This window comes from Aquimarina sp. 433, assembly GCF_054054605.1.
Map to the genome: position 1 here is coordinate 80,323 of NZ_JBSWZK010000005.1, position 19,897 is coordinate 100,219.

The following is a 19,897-nucleotide window of genomic DNA, read 5'->3' on the forward strand; positions in this document are numbered from 1 at the left end:
CCTGCCCAATTTAGTATTAAAAAGATGTTGGTGGAAGATCCTCATTATAACCGTAAGAATAATCGAAGATAGTAATTCGCGCCATTAACTCCGAATTGTTGCACTCTTCTGCTGTAAACGAAATTACCATCACTCGTATTTGCTGAATGTGTATGCTCATCTGGATACACATTAAAAATATTATTCCCGCCTATAGTACATTTTACGTAATCATTAAATTGATAGGAAACTGCTAGATCTGTAGTTAGTTTAGGAGAAAAGGTTTGGTCACGTGATTCTACTACTCCGGTAAATTCATTTAGCACCCAATTTGCAGCGTCTCCATCATCAGGATGTACAAATTCCACTTCGCCAAATAGAGAATTCATCATTTGCAATCTGAATTTATCGAATTCGTAGGATATTCCAGAATTAATTTTATAATTAGGTTGAGAAGATTCTACTCTTGCAATTTCCTCTCTATTAAACAAGACATTCTCCTGTCCAATAAGCGATGGAGATACTTTGATGCCTCCTTTTACTTTTGTACTCGTAACATTTGCTCCCAGCGACGCGTTTAATTCACCCGTACCGAGTATAGTTTTGTAAGCAACCGCAAAATCACCACCAGAAGTTCTGGAATCAATTGCATTGGTAAAAAACTGTGCTGCACCAACACCAAACGGTTCTAAGATAGTCTCATATCCTTCTGCAAATCTACCAGAAAGAACAATTCTGTCATCTATATTAATTAAATAATAGTCAAAAGCGAAGGTAAATTTATCATTTAGCTTTCCACTAATACCAGCACTAAAGTGTGTTGACAGTTCTGGTTTTAAACGTCCAATCTGGAATGCTTCGGCAGTAACTGCACTTTCATTATTAAAAGTTCCTACCTGGATGCTTTCGCCATTTACAAATTGAGTACTTATATTTTGAAAAAACACCTGATGTAAAGAAGGTGCTCTAAAACCAGTAGAAAAACCAGCTCTTACACTGATATCGTCCTTTACTATATAACGCCCAGAGAGTTTCCAAATACCTTGACCACCAAAATCATTATACGCTTCATACCGTCCTGCTGCTTTTACCAATAACTTTTCTGAAATATTGGTTTCCACGTCTAAGTATGCTGAACTATTGGTTCTAAAACGATTTAATTCGTTTTCTGGTCGAAACCCTGGAAAAACTTGTGCTCCTACTGCTCTTGGAAGTTCTTGACCAGAAGTATCAAAATAGGTGCTACCTCCATCTACATAAGACGCTTCTTCTCCTGCTATAATCTGATAATTCTCCACTCGTAGCTCTGCTCCAAAAGCAATACTTACTCCACTTAACCAATCAAAAGATTTAGATAAATCTAAATTCGTGGTATTCTGCTGGTATTCAAATCCACCTGCATAAAATGTTCTTGGTGAGGCTACACCAAGAGACGCATTATTAGAGTTATTTACTGTATAGTCTAAATGATTGATCCCTATTGAGTGACTAAAATCAATATTCCATCCATTCTTAATACCTTTAATTCCTCCGGCAATTACATCGTCTCTAATATCCGTTAATATCTGGGGGGAGAATCCATTAGGAAATAGCTCTGGAACTACTCTATCCTGATCTTTTGGGAAACGATAAAATCCAGCGGACATTCCTTCTCTGTAATTTCTACCTCCTTGTAAGTAAAAGGTAGCATTATCTGACATTTTTATCTCTCCATTAATGCCTAAAGCCAAGTTTTGAGTCTCTGCACTTCCTATTTCCATGACACGACGATCATCATAACCTGTTTGACCAAAAAAATTATTCTCCTGAATTAATCTTTCATCCTCAACCGCATCATCGGTATACACTGTTCCTGTGTAATCACCAGCTCTATTTACTGATTCTCTATTCCTGTATTCTGCGGTTACGTTTACAAACCCTTCTTCCCCAATTTTTAACCCAAAATTGGCTGATGAATATGTAGTAAAACCGTCTCCCTCTGTAGTGATTCCTACTCTATTATCTACCTGTATTACCTCCGTCTGTTTTTTCAGTATAATATTAATTACACCTGCAATCGCATCTGATCCATACTGAGAAGTAGCGCCATCTCTAAGAATTTCTATTCGCTCAATAGCAGAAATTGGTATTGCATTAAAATCTGTTCCTACAGTACCTCTACCTACGGTACCATTTACATTTAGTAATGAGCTATTATGTCTTCGCTTTCCATTAATAAGCACTAACACCTGATCTGGTCCTAATCCTCTTAATGTGGCAGGGTCAATATGATCCGTTCCATCCGCAATGGTTTGATGTGTAGAGTGAAAGGAAGGTACTAAATAGTGTAAAATATGGCTTAGCTCTATTTGGGAGGCATTTGTAATTTCTTGTGGAGATATAATATCAACCGGAGCAGTGGTTTTTAGAGAAGATCTAGGTTTAGCTCTGGATCCAACAGCAATAGGTTGGTCTATAGAAAAACCTGTTTCTAATATAAAGTCTACGGTTACCTTTTCTCCTACCTTAACCGTAACAGTTTTAGAAATGGAAGTATACATAACAAAAGCTGCTGTTAGCACATATTCTCCTTCATCCACATCAAAGCTATAACTTCCATTTACATCTGTAGTTGTAACTTTATTTGTCCCTTCTATACTAATTTTTGCTCCAGGCAAACTACCAAATTGATCAGATACATTACCTGATATAACTCCTCTGGACTGAGCAACAACATTTCCTATAGTACTAAAAAAGAATAACAAAGCGATACAGGCTACATATTGTAATCTGACCATAAGGGGGTAATTTTAGTTTAATTCCTATTTAAAGAATGTATTTGCGTTCTATTTATGTCTGAAAGATAAAAAAATTAACGTGAAATCTTTTAAAAAGTACAACAAACACAAGTACGTCTTTATGATTGTAGCAAGGCAAATTCTTCTTGATAATGCTTTCTCATAATATCATCCATAACAATCCTAGAAAGCATCTTTCCCTGAAATTCTTTAATCTGTGGAAAAGACAGTACCTTATCCTTATCCTCATTTGATAAAGGTGCTCCTATCATTAAAACGATGATCGTATTTTCTAAGGCATTGTTCAAACTTTTAAATTCTTCTAAAAACTCCCATCCATTCATAACAGGCATATTAATATCTAAAAATATGATATCGGGAACTACTCCTGATTTAATGATAGTTAATGCTTCCAAACCATTTTTTGCCACTAATATCTCATCGATATATCCTGTTTTGGAAAGTATTGTTTTATTAAAAAAAGTTGTAGCCTCACTATCGTCTACTAAGAGAACCGTTCTTATTTTTTTCATAACTGTGGGGTGTTAAAAAAATGTTTGTTAATTACGTTATTTAATATGGGTAACGATAAAGGCTTATTAATTAAATCTGTAACTAGATCATTGGATTTTGATTTTTCTATATCTCTGTGATCTGAAGAGGTAGTAAGTATGATTACGGTAATATCGTTGGTTAAACTAGGGTTTAGTCCTTCATATTCTATAAGAAACTCCCATCCGTTCATAGCCGGCATATTCAGATCTAAAAAGATTAACTTAGGTTTTTTCGCATTACCTTTTTCGACCTCTGACAAGTATTCTAAAGCAGCCTTTCCACTTTGTTTGATGAGTATTTTATCAAAGCTTTTATGCTTAGCCAAAACGGTACTATTAAAGAAGTTAGTAGCCTTACTATCATCTATTAATAATACACAGTCAACAACATTATTCATAATATATCTTTGTTGGTTGGCGCAAAAGAAATAGATACAGCGTTAGAAAGGTGTATTTACCTGAGAATCAATCTAAATTTATAGACAAAATACAACTAAACACGATAAAGTGCATTAACTATTTAGAATCGAATATAATTTGGACGGTTTTATTAAAGTTTTGAGGATACTTCTTGTGCAAAATATTTCAGAATAATTTCTTCTAAGACTTTCTTAGATAACATTTTATCTCTGAACTCTACCACTTGAGAAAAAGATAAAAGCCGTTCTCGTTCTTCTTTGCCTATTTCTACCCCAAGCATGATAACGATTTTTGAATTCTGGAATGGATTCGAAGGATGATGATAAGCGTCTAAAAACTCCCATCCGTTCATGACAGGCATATTTAAGTCTAAAAAAATTAGTTCTGGAGCGCTATCTGACTGCAGACTCTCTAACGCCTCTTTTCCATTATAAGCAACAGCAATTTCTTCTACGACTTCCGTTTTTAAAATAATCGTTTTATTAAAAAATGTCGTTGCTTTACTATCGTCAATTAAAAGAAAACGTTTCAACTTTCTCATAAGCTCCTAAAATAATCCACAAAATAAGTAATTCAATTTACTTATCTGCAGGAACGGTATTATTTGAGAAATGTTTTTTGATCACATTGTCTAACAAATCCAATGATAGTGGTTTATTGATAAAATCATCTACAGAATGATTTTTTATAGACTCATTAACATCATCAGGATTAGAAGACGTAGATAATAAAATGACTTTTATACCTTCGGTAAGGCTTTTTTTCAACTTAGCAAATTCTATTAAAAACTCCCACCCATTCATAGCAGGCATATTAATATCCAAGAAAATAAGATCTGGTTTTATTGCCAATTCATTCTCCACATTAGCGAGATATTCCAGCGCAGCTTTCCCACTCTGCACCGTATTTACATTATCAAAACTATTGTGCTTAGTAACTACTCGTTCATTAAAGAAGTTAATGGCTCTATCATCATCGATTAAGAGCACACAAGTGATTGATTTCCCCATAAGACTTTCCAATTACACCCAAAAAAAGTAAACTTATTTGACATATGCACCATAAAATCAGACTTTTCGAATGAGTTTTCGTTCAAAAACATCATTTAAACGACAAAATAACTTTAAATGTTTTTCCGTAAATAAATTACGGCTACAAAACACCAAAAATAAGGCTTCTGCCAAAATTGAGAAGGGTTTAACAAACTACTAATAAAATTAAATGTAAATTTGATATTAATCCTAGGGGCTACACGAAAAATATTTGTAAGGGATTTATGCTTAATAAAATAAAAAACAGGTGCAAAGGCACCTCGCTTCAATATTCGATATTTACCAATACTTCGGAGATTCCAATTAATGAATGGAATGCTATAAATGAACAGCATAATCTGTTTTTATCCTTATCATATCTTCGAACTTTAGAAAACACCTTAGCAGATACCATTGATTTTCGTTATATCATTTTTTATCGGAGAGACGAGGCCGTTGGTATCGCTGTAAATCAATTGATAAAATTTAATCCTCAGGATCTAAAACTACAGGAATTTCCTTGTCGCATTAGTGATACTATTAAAAATACTCTAATTAAAAGTATGGACGTTCGCGTACTGATATGTGGCAATTTATTTTCTTGTGGAGAACATGGTTTTGTGTATTCCGATCAAATTACGGATCAAGAAGCTTTCGAAAATTTATCTGAAGCGCTTAAAGAAATACGAAAAACCGAAAAAGCAGACAAACCTTCTTTCATTTTACTAAAAGAATTCTGGCCTTCTTCTTTTACTAAGAGTGATTACATCAAGAAACAAGATTTTAGAGAGTTTAGTATTGATGTGAATATGGTATTAGAGGTTCAAAAAGATTGGACAAGTTTTAATGACTACTTAGCTAGCATGAAAACAAAATTTAGAACCAGAGCAAAAAAAGTACTTAAAAAATCAAAGGAATTAGTTATCAAAGATTTTACAGCCAATGACATTGAAATACACCAAGAAATCATTGATGCTTTATACCTTTCTGTTTTAGATAAAGCAGATTTCAAAATAGGGAAATTGAATGCCATTACATTTAAGAACTTAAAAGAAACTCTTAACGACTCATTTGTTTTTAAAGGATATTTTCTTGAAGGTTCTCTTGTTGGTTTTACAACTGCTTTTATTCTGGATAATATCGTGGAAGCTAATCATATTGGAATTGATTATTCTTACAATAAATCTCATGATATCTATCAGAGAATGCTATATGATTATGTGAATCTTGCCATTAGTCGCAAGGTCGGCGAATTAAGATTAGGAAGAACTGCAGAAATCATTAAAAGTTCTGTGGGAGCTAAACCCGTGGAAATGAAATTATATGCACGACATGGAAATTCCCTTTCTAATCAATTAATAAAACCGTTGATAGAACTTATTTCTCCCAGTGAGTATGAAATTCGTAATCCTTTTAAGCTACAATTAGGATAGTATGGATTCATTAACCCAAATTGTATTAGGAGCCGCCGTTGGTGAAGCTGCTATTGGTAAAAAAGTTGGTAACAAAGCCATGTTATGGGGTGCTATTGCTGGAACTATTCCTGATTTAGATGTAATTGCTAAATGGTTTTTTGATCCTGTAACTGCCAATGAGTTGCATAGAGGTTTTTCCCATTCAATACTCTTTAGCGTTCTGATGGCTCCAATACTCGGTTGGCTTGTGAGCAAAATTTACAGAAACAAAGAAGCCGATTGGAAAGACTGGACGAAGCTCATGTTTTTAGGGCTCTTTACGCATCCGATACTCGATGCTTTTACTACCTGGGGAACACAATTATTCTGGCCATTTGGTAACAGATTAGCTTTTAATAATATTTTTGTTGTTGATCCACTATATACAGTTCCCTTTCTCATATTTGTAATCATTGTTATGTTTTACAAACGAACAAATCCCAAAAGGAGACGTGTTAATAATATTGGGTTATACATAAGCTCCACATATCTTTTACTTACCTTGGTTTTGCAAAAAGGAGCTAGCTCAAATTTTATTACCAATTTGGAGAATCAGCATATTCAATATCAGGATATACAAACTCGTCCTACACCGCTTAATAGTATTCTATGGACTGCTAATATAAAAACAGATGATTCCTTTCTTATCGGATATTATTCCTATCTCGATGAACCTGATGTTATTGATTTTATAGAGTTTCCTCAAAATCATCATTTATTAGGTGAAATGAAAGACGATCCACTTATACAACGTCTCATAAAGTTATCTCATGGCTGGTACACCATAGAAAAAACTGAGAACAACATATATTTTAATGATCTTAGATTTGGTTTGTTAGGGTTAGGAAAAAGTGCAAAGCGCTTTGTTTTTAGCTACGAGCTTTTTTACGATACTTCCGGAAAATTGCAAGCCAAGGAGCGAGAGCGAGATATGCAAGAAGCTGGTCCAATGTTAGAAAAACTGTTTGCTCGAGTATTTGGAAATAAATCATAAAAAAAGGGATCGCTATGGTATCCCTCTTTTGTGTATTTAAAAAAGAATATTAAGCAAACTGACAAATAACGCCTCCCATTAATGCTAAACATACCGTCCAGTAACCTACATTAATAGCAATATATTTAAAGCCCTTTCTCTCGAACATTGCATTGGTTCCTAAAATTGGTAACGCTACTAATATTCCCATCATGGTACCATGTAGAGCGCCATGTTTAAAGGTTCTGAAATTATCTCCATGATCTGCCATAAAATCCTGAGCATATTTGTATGCTTCAGTCCCTTCTACTAGAACATCAGGATTCTCCATAAGAACTTGAAAAACACCGAACTGATGAATTACATAAGTTTGAACAAAACTTGCAAGAAAAAAGCTGAGTACGTAGCTAAGGATAAAAATTAACGCCATATTTCCTCCTTTGAGATCTTCTTCGGTAAAACCACAAACATTCATCCACGCAGTTCCAAAAACCTTTGGGTTATACCATATAAATCCTAATACCATAGGGATAAGAGCGGCAAGTGCCGTAATCACTAAATTAAATTCCATATTGGTTTGTTTTTAAAGTTGTTACTCAAATATAGCAAAAATCTAAAGTATCATTTTCACCATACCAAATACAATAACCGAAACGAAAAGATTAACAGCACTGCACCCGTAATTCTAAAAAATACTTTTAACCTATCCACGGAAATAAATCTCTTAAGTTTATCAGAGAGGAATACTTTTAACAAATCAGTTGTTAATATTCCCATAAGTACCGCACTTAAAAACATGTATAATTCTAATGTTTCGAAATATTTCTGAGAACCATATTTAAAAACTCCAATCCAAACTACAAATACAAAAGGATTAAAAAAATTAACGCTGAATCCTTTTATAAAAAAAGTACTACCCTTTTTGGAGTCAATCGCAAGATTATTTGAAATATGAGGTTTTTTTAAAAGATAATTAATGCCCAATCCAAAAAGAATACAGCTTCCTATAACACCTATCCAAAATTGATTATGTGATGCTGTTATAAACTTTGATATTCCGTAATAACATAGTATTACACAAACAATATCACTAACAATAATACCCAAAGCAACAGATATCCCTGCTTTCATGCCGTATTCAAAGCTACTATTGAGTAACAAAAAGAATACTGGTCCAACAAAAATTACCATTGCCAAACCAATCAAAAACCCTTCTATAAATGACATATCTACAATTGTTGCTTAACAAATATAGTTTTATAAATATGCTTATTAATCTAAATGTATTGAATTCCTAATATAAAAAAACCACCTTATTCTAATAAGGTGGTTTTTTCTAAACTACTTAATTTGTGATTATTAGTTTATAAAAAAGGATCGCTCCATTTTGTATCTGTATACATATTTGATCCTGATAATGTTTTGAGAAAAGCTTCTAGCGCTAACATTTCTTCATTAGTAAGATTCAAATTTTGACCATTTCCTCCAGCTCCTCCTCTTAGGCGATTATCTAAATTAGTATTTCCTGTGGCATCGATATCATTATAGTGTAAAATTGCATCCATAATTGTTGGGATACTAGCATCATGCATTAAAGCACCGTTCATAGTCCCGTTTGCATTCATGATATCTCGTAATGAAGGAGATCGTGTAATCGTGAAATCAGCATCATTAACAACTCCAAAGACACCGGTAACCCCATTATTTAAACTTTCGGGATCAATAGAGAACTCTGGTGCTTGGTGACAAGTAATACATCCTGCACCGCCTTCATTTGGAGGTTGCATAAAAATAGTTTTTCCTAGATTTTCCTGATCTGTAAAGTTTGGAAAGTCCATATTATTATTTGCTACTACTGCCTTACCATCATCGTATTTTGAATCGAATGATTGTATACTACGAATGAATTGTGCCAAGCATTCCTGAAGTCTCTCTTCTGTAATAGCAGTATTTCCATAAGCGAACTGGAAGAGTTCTTGATAATATGACAGTTGTTCTAATTTACTTAAAAGATCTGTCATAGATGGATCTCCGTTTTCACCACTGAACCCCATCTCTGCATGGTCTTGAATTGGTTGTGTGGTTTGCTCCTCTAATGTACTTGCTCTTTCATCCCAAAAGAAATGAACTTCATCAGAAAACCTAGCATTTACCAATCGCATACTATGCCTTCCTGTAGTTCAGTTGACTCCTGTACTCACATCTGAACCGTCGCTAAATGCAAATGCCTGTTGATGACAACTAGAACAAGAAATTGTATTATCGGAAGATAAATTCTTATCATAGAACAATACCCTTCCTAATGTTGCCTTTTCATCAGTTATAGCATTTCCATTAGTATTATCTCTTGTTATATAATTAGGAATATTTTGTGCTGCATAATTCGCTAGATTATTTAAATCTATATTTTGACCAAAAGTGGCTTGGAGGGTTTCTGAAATTTCTTCATTATTTTGATCTTCATCAATTTCTACATAGTTACTTTCTTCATTGGAACATGCTACGAATATGCAAGTACATAGTAGTAAAAGTAGGTCTGTTACTTTCATTATTTTGGGATTTGAGGGTTGTTTATAAATTATTAGACTTTCTAAACCTAAAAAGGCTTAACGATTTCATTCTCAAAGATATTTTAATTCTCCAAAGATGTAAGCTTATATAGGGGTACAAAAAGGGGTGCAACTTCAAAAAACATCATTTTATGGCTGATTTTAAAAAGGTTATATTCTATTTACAAATCAGATACATATAAAAACCATCCACCTGATGAGGCAGATGGTTTATAATTGCAAAGAAGTTTATGTTCCCCATAATTATATAAATCTTCCTTGCACAAGAACTATTGAATTATCATTTTTTTATCAATCGTATGGTTTGCTTGATATCATTTTGCTCTATTGTAATCAAATACACTCCTTCAGATAAATCTGTGGTAGATACAGCTTGTCCATTCACAACTTTTATGGTTTGTAACATACGCCCGTTGATATCATAGAACGTAACTGCTGCCTCTCCACTTACTCCGGTAATCCAAAATTGATCCGTTGCTGGATTTGGGTATATGGAGAATATGTCTTCTGTATTTTCTTCTACACTTAGTACACCAGATACGGTAATGGTAAAAGAAACTGTTTCTATATTCGAATTATCATCTGTTGCCGTAAGTGTGATTACATGATCGCCTTCCGCTAACAACGTACCTGCTACTGGACTCTGCGTAATCGTCGTAGCAAATGCACTTTTGTTAGTATCGCAATTGTCTGTAACTACTACTCCAACTGTAAAATCAGCCAACGTATACATATTACCAGTATCAAAAGGTACTTCCATATCTGTAGGTACGGTAGTCATATCAAATTCTGGAGCTACCTCATCTTCTACCGTAACAGTAGCCATGCACATATCCGTATTTCCATTAGCATCCGTAACCATTAGCGTAACCATGTTATCTCCAATGTTAGTACAATCAAAATCTGTAACATCAATAACAATTGATGCTATGCCTGAAAGATCTGTAGAACCGTTATCGATCATAGCGGCCGTAATAGTAGCATTCCCTGTATCATCTAATTGTACGGTTATATTTTGACATACAACAGTAGGATTGGTAGTATCTACTACATCCACTGTTCTGGCCACCTGAATCGCTGCATTGCCAGCAGCATCGGTAGCATCATAATAAATCGTATAACTACCTACTGCGTCCATAAATTCTAAAGTATCAATACTTACTACAGAACCATCATCGGTAGTAGCTCCTAATTCTGTATATCCAGCTCCTAATTCTATAATTTGTGGATTTGCTCCGTTTAAGGTAATTACTGGTGCGGTAGTATCGACTACATCCACCGTTCTGGTTACCTGAATAGCTACATTACCAGCAGCATCGGTAGCGTCATAATAGATCGTATAACTACCTACTGTATCCATAAATTCTGAAGTATCAATACTTACAGCAGATCCATCATCTGTAGTAGCTCCTAACTCAGTATATCCAGCTCCTAATTCTATGGTTTGTGGATTTGCTCCATTTAAGGTAATTATTGGTGCTGTAGTATCTACTACATCTACAGTTCTGGTTACCTGAATAGCTACATTACCAGCAGCATCGTTAGCATCATAATAGATCGTATAACTGCCTACTGCATCCATGAATTCTGAAGTATCAATACTTACCGCAGTACCATCATCGGTAGTAGCTCCTAATTCTGAATATCCAGCTCCTAATTCTATAGTTTGTGGGTTTGCTCCGTTTAAAGTAATTACTGGTGCAGTGGTATCTACTACATCCACCGTTCTGGTTACCTGAATAGCTACATTACCAGCAGCATCGGTAGCATCATAATAGATCGTATAACTGCCTACTGCATCCATGAATTCTGAAGTATCAATACTTACCGCAGTACCATCATCGGTAGTAGCTCCTAATTCTGTATATCCAGCTCCTAATTCTATAGTTTGTGGGTTTGCTCCGTTTAAAGTAATTACAGGTGCTATACAATCTAAACTAAAACTAGTTTGTACATCTTTATCTATAAAATTGGTATTCGCATAATCCACATCGTCCACTTCTACACAATACAGATCTGGATTTCCAGTTATTTCTAATTCGTCGATACCCGTGTTACCACCATTCTTTAAGTTGATTCCTGTTAACTTTCCATCTGTAGCGTAGATATCTAACAGTATAGGGTTATGAGATAAATCTAAAAAAGTGATATCTGTTTGTCTTAGACTTATTTCTCGTAAATCTACCAACAAGCTAAGGTCGATATTGGTTAGTGCCGTGTTATCTAATTGAATTGTTTCTAAATCTGTGCTATTCCCAAAAATTATTGATGAAAGGTCAGAACAGTTATTACAATAGACCAGTTGAATATCTCCATTAGTAGTTAAATCTAAAGAAGACAAAGCTGTATTGTCATTTGCAAATAACTCCAATAAACTTGTATTACCACTTACATCAATACTTGATAAGTTATTCTCATCTAAATAAAGAAATTCTAGGTTTACAAGACCATATATATTAATTGTAGTAATATCATTAGCATCTAAAGACACATTTTCTAGAAGTGTATTGTTAGATAAATCTATACTAGATATTCCGTTATTATTCGCATTTAATTCTTCTAGGTTTACATTTGAAGAAAGATCAAGTATAGCTATATTATTATCATGGATATCTAAAATTTCTAAAAATGTATTTGTAGAAACATCGATAGTAGAAAGTTGATTTTCTCCTAAATAAACTATTTGCACTTGTGCATTCTCAGATAGGTCCACTGAAGTAAGTGCATTATCCGAAGCATTCAAAATCTCTAAATTAGCATTATTTGAAAGATCAATTACCGATAAACTATTTGAACTCACATTCAAAGTTTCCAAATCTACAAAAGCTTCAATCCCCGTTAGATCAGAGATACCACTATTTGCTACATTTACGATTGGAACATTTTCTATCCGATCTGTAGGTATCAAACCATCATTTGCTATATCATCATAGGCACTCAAAGCTGCCTCAAAATTTGCGTCAGGAATTAATGTATATCCACAGGTTGTTTCACTAAAGGTTACTCCCATATCAATATCAGTAAAATCAGTAATCGCCGCTGTAGCATCATCCACCATAATACAGGTAAGACTTGCATTAGATGTTGCCTCCATCCTACTAAAATTACTGTTATTACCATTTCTAAGATCCAAGCTTACCAAATCAGCATTATCAACTCTCAAATCCGTCAACGCGATATTTGCTGAGATATCTAAGGTCTTCAAATTGGTATCTCCTACATCTAGTACTCTCAAACCTGTAAGTGGTGAAACATCTATGGATTCGATAGCAGTTTCATCAATATAAAGTTGAGTCAGCCCAATTGCATTTCCAAAAATTACTGTAGTCAACGTAGCTGTATTATCTATATCCAATCTGGTAAGCGCTGTGTTATTAGAAAAATCTAAATTTACAATCTGCGTGTCATCCGTATCTACATCTTCCAACAATAAGTTTTGAGAAAAATCAATTGCCGTTAATGGATTGCTCTCCAAATCAGCTCTTTCCAGATTAGGTAGAACCGTTAGATCTAAAGTTGAGATGTTATTCGTTTCTATATCCAGAAATTCTAATAACGAGTTATTACTCAAATCTAATGCAGAAAGGTTATTATTGTCCAGATCTAAAAACTCAAGTAGTATATTATTACTAAGATCTAGTGTGGTAATTATATTATTATCTAAATCTAATGATTTCAGGTTAATATTAGTAGACAAATCGATAGTACTCAAGTTATTATCATCTGCTTCCAGCGTTTCCAATACTGTACAACCGTTAAGATTTATAGATGTAAGTAATCCACAATTATCAACATATAAACTAATTAATTGGTTGTTATTAGATAAATCCAAACTTGAAAAGCTATTGTCTCCACAAGTCAAAGTTTCTAATAACTCATTATTAGAAAGATCTAACGTACTTAAATTATTTCCACTACAATTAAGTGTTGTTAAGGATTCAAAAGATGCAATTCCTGTAAGATCCGAAATAGTATTTCCTTCTACATCCAGCTCTTCTACATCGTAAATGTTTTCTAATGGAATTTGACCATCACTACTAATATCATCGTAGGCAGCTAATGCTGCTTCAAAATTCGAATCAGGGATAGCAACATAGATCGTACAATCTGTTTCGCTAAATGAAGTTTGGTTATCTATATTGACAAAATTAGCATTAGCATAGGTTTCGCTATCTACCAAAATACAGTTTAAATCTGCATTTTCGGTCGCGTCAAAAAAAGTAAGATTGGTATTTGCTCCATTTTGAATATTTAAAGCGAATAAGTCATTTTTATCTACTTCGAGACTGGTTAGGTTTACCAGATTTGATACATCTAATGTCTTTAAAGAATTTTCTTCTAGATTAACAATTTGTAGATCTGTATTATTTGATAAATCAACCTTTCTAAGACTGTTAGTACTGGCATTAAGTGATGATAATGCAATAAAATCTTGAATCCCAGTCAAATCAGCAATATCCAGAGAAGAAACATCTAAAGTTGTTAGAATTTCGATTGCTGCTTTTGGCACACTATTATCACCTGGTATATCGTCATAGACTGCTAGCGCAGCTTCAAAATTGTCATCTGGCACATAGGTATACAAAGCACAATCAATACTATATCTAAAATCTGAAGTAAGATTTGCTTCTGCTAAAGCTACATCATCCACTGATATACAATCCAAATCATTATTTCCAGATGCAGATAAATTAATTTGTGTAACATCAATATTACGCAGATCTAAACTGGTCAAGTTATTATTTGGAATCTGAATAACAGTTAGTGCTGTATTGTTTCTTAAATCTAGAGTTTCCAACTGACTACCAATAGCGCTTAAAAAATTTAAATTGGTTGCTTCACTAAAATCTAAAGAAGTTATAGATGCGGTATTTACCTGAAAAACCTCTAATGCTGTTACTCCTGCTAAATTGACCGTAGTCAGATTATTGTTACCGCTCCCATCAATTATGGTTAAGTTACTTAAACCTGAAAAATCGAGACTTCCAAAATTATTACTCTCAAAACCAAAAAATTCTAGCTGTGTATTATTTGATAGATCAATAGTAGTTAATTGATTATCCGAAACTAACAAACTCTCTAATGCTGTTAGATTAGTTACATCTAAGGTTGTGAGGTTATTATCTTCTAAGTCAAGTTGCTGCAATAAAACATTATTAGAAAGGTCAATGGTACTTAAATTAGAATTTTCCGCAACGAAATTCGTTAGTTTGGTATTTTGAGAAATATCAATCCCTGACGTTAAATTAAGATCATTAATACTTAAGTAATCAAGATTTACATTGGCAGAAACATCTAAAGCAGTTAGATTATTATCTCCTATAAAGAGTGTTTCTAATGCTGTGTTTTGACTTAAATCTACCGATGAAATACTATTAAAATTAGCTCTTAATTCTTCCAATGCGCTAAAATCTTCAATACCGGTAAGATCTGTAATCTGTTCATTCCGTATATCTAATTCTGTTATTGTTGCTATGTCGGCTGTTAAAACCTGTCCATCACCACTAACACTATCGTGACCTAAAGCTACTAACGCAGCTTCAAAATTGGCGTCAGGTATACTCGTGTATTGAGCATGACTTACTGTAATTCCTACTAAAAAAAGTAAAATAATTAAAAGGTATTTTTTTTTCATAAACTAAGGGCTTTATAAATTACTTGGATATTCTATATTAATTTTGGTGCAATGGTACTACTTACCGCTTGTTAAAAAAACTATATTGGGGGTACATATAGGGGGACAAACATTTTTTTGCAATAGTAATCAAGATATTAGGTATCCATAAAAGGAAAAAGAAGACAATTGGGAGACATTTTTTTAACTATTCAATTTTTAACAATTAGAGATAAAAAACCATCCGCCTAAGGCGGATAGTCCTATCTTGCAAACTTCCGTACTACGACCCCTTACCTCCGCAGTACTTAGTTGCTAATTTTTGTTATGCTAATTCTTGATCAATCGAATAGACTGATAAATATCATTTTGCTCTATTGTAATTAAATAGACTCCTGCAGATAAATCTGTGGTAGAAACCGCTTGTTCATTCATAACTTTTATGGTTTGTAACATACGCCCGTTGATATCATAAAACGTTACTTCTGCTTCTCCGCTTACTCCTGTAATCCAAAATTGATCCGTTGCTGGATTTGGGTATATCGAGAATATGTCTTCTGTATTTTCTTCTACACTTAGTACACCAGATACAGTAATAGTAAAAGAAACTGTTTCTATATTCGAGTTATCATCTGTTGCTGTTAGCGTAATCACATGATCGCCTTCCGCTAATAACGTACCTGCTACTGGACTCTGCGTAATCGTCGTAGCAAATGCACTTTTGTTAGTATCGCAATTGTCCGTAACTACTACTCCATTTGTAAAATCAGGCAACGTATACGTATTACCTGTATCAAAAGGTACTTCCATATCTGTAGGTACTGTAGTCATATCAAATTCTGGAGCTACCTCATCTTCTACAGTAACAGTAGCCATACACATATCTGTATTTCCATTAGCATCGGTAACTGTTAGCGTAACCATGTTATCTCCAATGTTAGTACAATCAAAATCTGTTATATCAATAACAATTGATGCAATACCTGAAAGATCTGCAGAACCATTATCGATCATAGCGGGCGTAATACTAGCATTCCCTGTATCATCTAATTGTACGGTTATATTTTGACATACAACAGTAGGATTGGTAGTATCTACTACATCCACTGTTCTGGTCACCTGAATAGCTGCATTGCCAGCAGCATCGGTAGCGTCATAATAGATCGTATAACTACCTACTGCATCCATAAATTCTGAAGTATCAATACTTACTACAGAACCATCATCTGTAGTAGCTCCTAACTCTGTATATCCAGCTCCTAATTCTATGGTTTGTGGATTTGCGCCGTTTAAAGTAATTATTGGTGCCGTAGTATCTACTACATCCACTGTTCTGGTAACCTGAATAGCTGCATTGCCAGCAGCATCGGTAGCATCATAATAAATCGTATAACTACCTACTGCGTCCATAAATTCTGAAGTATTAATACTTACTACAGAACCATCATCCGTAGTAGCTCCTAATTCTGTATATCCAGCTCCTAATTCTATAGTTTGTGGATTTGCGCCGTTTAAGGTAATTACTGGTGCGGTAGTATCAACAACTTCTACAGTTCTCACAACTTCCTCAGCCATATTTCCAGCAGCATCGGTAGCATTATATGTAACTTGGTAACTACCTAACTGATTTACATCTACCAAAGAAGCATCTATAACAATCGTACTACCATCATCCGTTATAGCTCCAAGTTCTGTATACGATGATTTCCACTCCACAAATTGTGGATTATCTCCCAATAAAGTAATAACAGGAGGTGTACAATCTAGACCAAAAGTTGTTTGTACATCTTTAACTGTAAAGTTAGCATTTGCATAATCCACGTCATCTACCTGTACGCAGAATAAATTTGGATTTCCATCAATTTCAAAATCTGTAAAGTTACTATTGTTGCCGTTTTGTACATTTAAAAATTCTAATTGTGCGTTTGATGCATATAGCTCATCCATTGCAGGATTACTGGAAAGATCAAGTCGTTTTACCTTTGTATTACTAATATTTAGTTCATTCAATACTAGTAAATTTGAAACATCGATACTTTCTAATTGAGTATTTTCTGCGGAGATATAATCGAGATTGGGATATGTCTGATTAGAGAAGATTACTTCTGTTAACAATGTATTATCTGATATGTAGATATCCTCTAATGATACATTATTTGAAAAATCTATTCTTGTAACCGCAGTATCATAAAATTCTAGTTCTGTTAATGCAATATTTGTGCTAAAATCTATAGAACTTAGTTTGCTCTCTTCAATATAAAAGTAATCGAGTTTGGTCAATCCAGTTAAATCAACACTTTCTAATTCTGGTGCTCCATCAAACTCTATATCCTCTAACAATATATTATGAGATAGATCAATATGAGCAATTTTAGGATCATCAAACTCTAAGTCTTTTAGCGCTACATTTTTTGATAAATCTATAGTACTAAGATTTGTATCAGATAAAATTAAATATTCCAATAAAACATTATTAGTTAAGTCTATAGAATTCAGGTTAAAATTATCTTCTAGATCTAATATCTTTAATAAAGTATTTTGAGTTAAATCTAATGTCTGAAGATCATTGTCATTCAAAATTAATTCTTGAAGCGCTGGATTGTTTGTTAGATCCAGAGTTGTTAAAACATTATCGTCTATTTCTAATTCTCTTAATTTAGGATTATTAGAAAGATCAATAGAACTAATATTATTACGCCTTAAATCTATTCGTTCGATATTATAAAAATCTTCAATACCTGTCATATCAGCAATATTGCTACTAGCAAAGTCAAAAGACAATACATTGTAAACAGCTAATCTTGGCACTTGCCCATCATTTGGGACATCATCATATGCACTTAATTCATTTTCGAAGTTAGCATCTGGAATTGCTGTATACACTGTTCCACAAGTGGTACTACTAAAACTAGTTTGAGGATCGATACTCGTAAAATTGGTAGTAGCAAAGGTTTCATCATCTACCAAAATACAAGCCAAATCATCATTATCTGTTGCTGTAAAACTGGTAATATTTGTGTTGTTACCATTTTGTAGGTTGAAATCAAACAATAAATTTTCTTGAATGTTCACACTAGTAAGATTTGGTAACATCGATAGATCTAATAACTGTAGTAGATTTTCGGAAACATCAAGGTCTTGTAATAGGAGATTTGCAGAGAGATCAATTTCCTGAATCTGATTTTCATTTATGTTTAATGTAGTTACTCCAGTAAAAGCTTTGATTCCAGTAAGATCTGTTATTCCCCTATTGGCAACATTAAGATCGGTCACAGCTTCTGCACTTGTATTTAAAACATGGTAATCATTTGGTGTACTGTCAATACCTAAATCTACTAAAGCTGCTTCAAAATTTTCGTCAGGAATATAAGTATATGTTCCACACTCCTTACTATAAACTGTTTGAGCATCCAATCTTTCTGCTAACAGCATTGATGCATATACTGGATCATCTATGGATACACAAGTAAGATTTGGATTATCTTCCAAAAGTATGCTAGTAAAGGCTTGAGTATTTCCTGTACGTAAATCTACACTGGTCAATTGGTTTTCTGACATATTAAGAGTTGTAAGTAAAGGATTTAATCTAAAATCTATAGAGGTTAACTCGTTTTCACTTAAGTAAGCAGTGGTTAATAAAGGGTTATTACTAAAGTCTAAGGATGTAAAATTATTCACACTAAGTGCCACTGTCTCTAGGTTGGGGCATTCTACTAAATCCAAACTAGATAAGTTACAACGCGATGCACCAATACTTCTTAAAGCTATATTATTTTTTAGTGTTAATGTTTCTAACTCATTCACTCTTGTGAGATTAATCACTTCTAATCGTGTTAAATCCGATATATTTAAATTTACAATGTCATTATAGCTTATATAAAGTTCTTCTAAGGCTATGTTAGTCGATACATCTAAAGCTGTTAAATTATTGTAACCAGCACTTATATACGTCAGCTCCGTTAAACCTGAAATTACTAAAGAAGTTAATTGATTACGTAAAGCAATCAAACTTAATAATTTTATGTTCGAAGAAAGATCTAAAACAGTTAGTGTATTATCACGTACGTCTAAGGTTTCTAGATTAATAAAATCTTCAATACCAGTAAGATCAGAAATAGATTTACTATCTAAATCAAGTGTGGTAACATTTTCGATATTGGCTGTTAAAACCTGTCCATCACCACTTACACTATCATATCCTAAAGCTACCAGAGCAGCCTCAAAATTAGCATCAGGAATACTGGTATATTGCGCATTAGTTGTTGTAATTCCTACTAAAAAAAGTAAAATAATTAAAAGGTATTTTTTTTGCATAAACTAAGAGCTTTATAAATTACTTGGATATTCTATATTAATTTTGGTGCAATGGTACTACTTACTATTTATTGTACAAATAATCGTGGGGGTACACATGGGGGTACAAACTTTTTTTTGCAATAGTAGTCAACAACTTAAGTATCCATAAAAAGAAAAAGGAGACAAATGGGAGACATTTAATAAATATTTAATTTTTAACAATTGGATA

At 33.6% G+C, this 19,897-nt stretch carries 11 protein-coding genes and 1 pseudogene; 2 read left to right on the forward strand and 10 right to left on the reverse strand.

Features of this window, described 5'->3' with window-relative positions; all coding sequences use genetic code 11:
- Nucleotides 1–44: 44 nt before the first annotated feature.
- The 5 genes from ACWNT5_RS11805 to ACWNT5_RS11825 all read right to left on the reverse strand — a co-directional run bounded on the left by ACWNT5_RS11805 (nucleotide 45) and on the right by ACWNT5_RS11825 (nucleotide 4,740).
- Nucleotides 45–2,756 (reverse strand): TonB-dependent receptor, encoded by a 2,712-nt coding sequence (locus ACWNT5_RS11805; RefSeq protein ID WP_456517432.1) that lies wholly within the window; start codon nucleotides 2,754–2,756, stop codon nucleotides 45–47.
- Between the two features lie 119 nt (nucleotides 2,757–2,875).
- Nucleotides 2,876–3,289, reverse strand: coding sequence for a response regulator (locus ACWNT5_RS11810; RefSeq protein WP_299607436.1), 414 nt, complete (start codon nucleotides 3,287–3,289; stop codon nucleotides 2,876–2,878).
- Nucleotides 3,286–3,708 (reverse strand): response regulator, encoded by a 423-nt coding sequence (locus tag ACWNT5_RS11815; protein WP_299607438.1) that lies wholly within the window; start codon nucleotides 3,706–3,708, stop codon nucleotides 3,286–3,288. The genes ACWNT5_RS11810 and ACWNT5_RS11815 overlap by 4 nt, the downstream gene beginning before the upstream one ends.
- A gap of 152 nt (nucleotides 3,709–3,860) precedes the next feature.
- Nucleotides 3,861–4,271 carry a response regulator gene (locus tag ACWNT5_RS11820; protein ID WP_299607439.1) on the reverse strand — a complete coding sequence of 137 codons (411 nt, stop codon included), beginning with the start codon at nucleotides 4,269–4,271 and terminating at the stop codon, nucleotides 3,861–3,863.
- A 37-nt stretch (nucleotides 4,272–4,308) separates the two neighbouring features.
- The gene (locus ACWNT5_RS11825; RefSeq protein ID WP_299607440.1) at nucleotides 4,309–4,740 is read right to left on the reverse strand and encodes a response regulator; all 432 of its coding nucleotides are present in this window, start codon (nucleotides 4,738–4,740) and stop codon (nucleotides 4,309–4,311) included.
- A 266-nt stretch (nucleotides 4,741–5,006) separates the two neighbouring features.
- Between ACWNT5_RS11825 and ACWNT5_RS11830 the strand changes: the two genes are divergently transcribed.
- Complete coding sequence (locus tag ACWNT5_RS11830) at nucleotides 5,007–6,194, forward strand: hypothetical protein (RefSeq protein WP_456517433.1); 1,188 nt, start codon at nucleotides 5,007–5,009, stop codon at nucleotides 6,192–6,194.
- A 1-nt stretch (nucleotide 6,195) separates the two neighbouring features.
- Complete coding sequence (locus tag ACWNT5_RS11835; protein ID WP_456517434.1) at nucleotides 6,196–7,209, forward strand: metal-dependent hydrolase; 1,014 nt, start codon at nucleotides 6,196–6,198, stop codon at nucleotides 7,207–7,209.
- A 49-nt stretch (nucleotides 7,210–7,258) separates the two neighbouring features.
- Here ACWNT5_RS11835 and ACWNT5_RS11840 read toward each other — a convergent pair whose 3' ends face one another.
- The 5 genes and pseudogenes from ACWNT5_RS11840 to ACWNT5_RS11860 all read right to left on the reverse strand — a co-directional run bounded on the left by ACWNT5_RS11840 (nucleotide 7,259) and on the right by ACWNT5_RS11860 (nucleotide 19,686).
- Nucleotides 7,259–7,759 carry a DUF1761 domain-containing protein gene (locus tag ACWNT5_RS11840; RefSeq protein ID WP_343914096.1) on the reverse strand — a complete coding sequence of 167 codons (501 nt, stop codon included), beginning with the start codon at nucleotides 7,757–7,759 and terminating at the stop codon, nucleotides 7,259–7,261.
- 56 nt (nucleotides 7,760–7,815) lie between these two features.
- Entirely contained in the window at nucleotides 7,816–8,415 is a 600-nt protein-coding gene (locus tag ACWNT5_RS11845; protein ID WP_299607444.1) for a LysE family translocator, read from the reverse strand.
- A gap of 137 nt (nucleotides 8,416–8,552) precedes the next feature.
- A pseudogene (locus tag ACWNT5_RS11850) lies at nucleotides 8,553–9,737 on the reverse strand (cytochrome-c peroxidase).
- Between the two features lie 301 nt (nucleotides 9,738–10,038).
- Entirely contained in the window at nucleotides 10,039–15,393 is a 5,355-nt protein-coding gene (locus tag ACWNT5_RS11855) for an immunoglobulin-like domain-containing protein (RefSeq protein WP_456517435.1), read from the reverse strand.
- A gap of 309 nt (nucleotides 15,394–15,702) precedes the next feature.
- On the reverse strand, nucleotides 15,703–19,686 hold the full coding sequence (locus ACWNT5_RS11860) for an immunoglobulin-like domain-containing protein (RefSeq protein WP_456517436.1): 3,984 nt from the start codon (nucleotides 19,684–19,686) through the stop codon (nucleotides 15,703–15,705).
- Nucleotides 19,687–19,897: the final 211 nt, after the last annotated feature.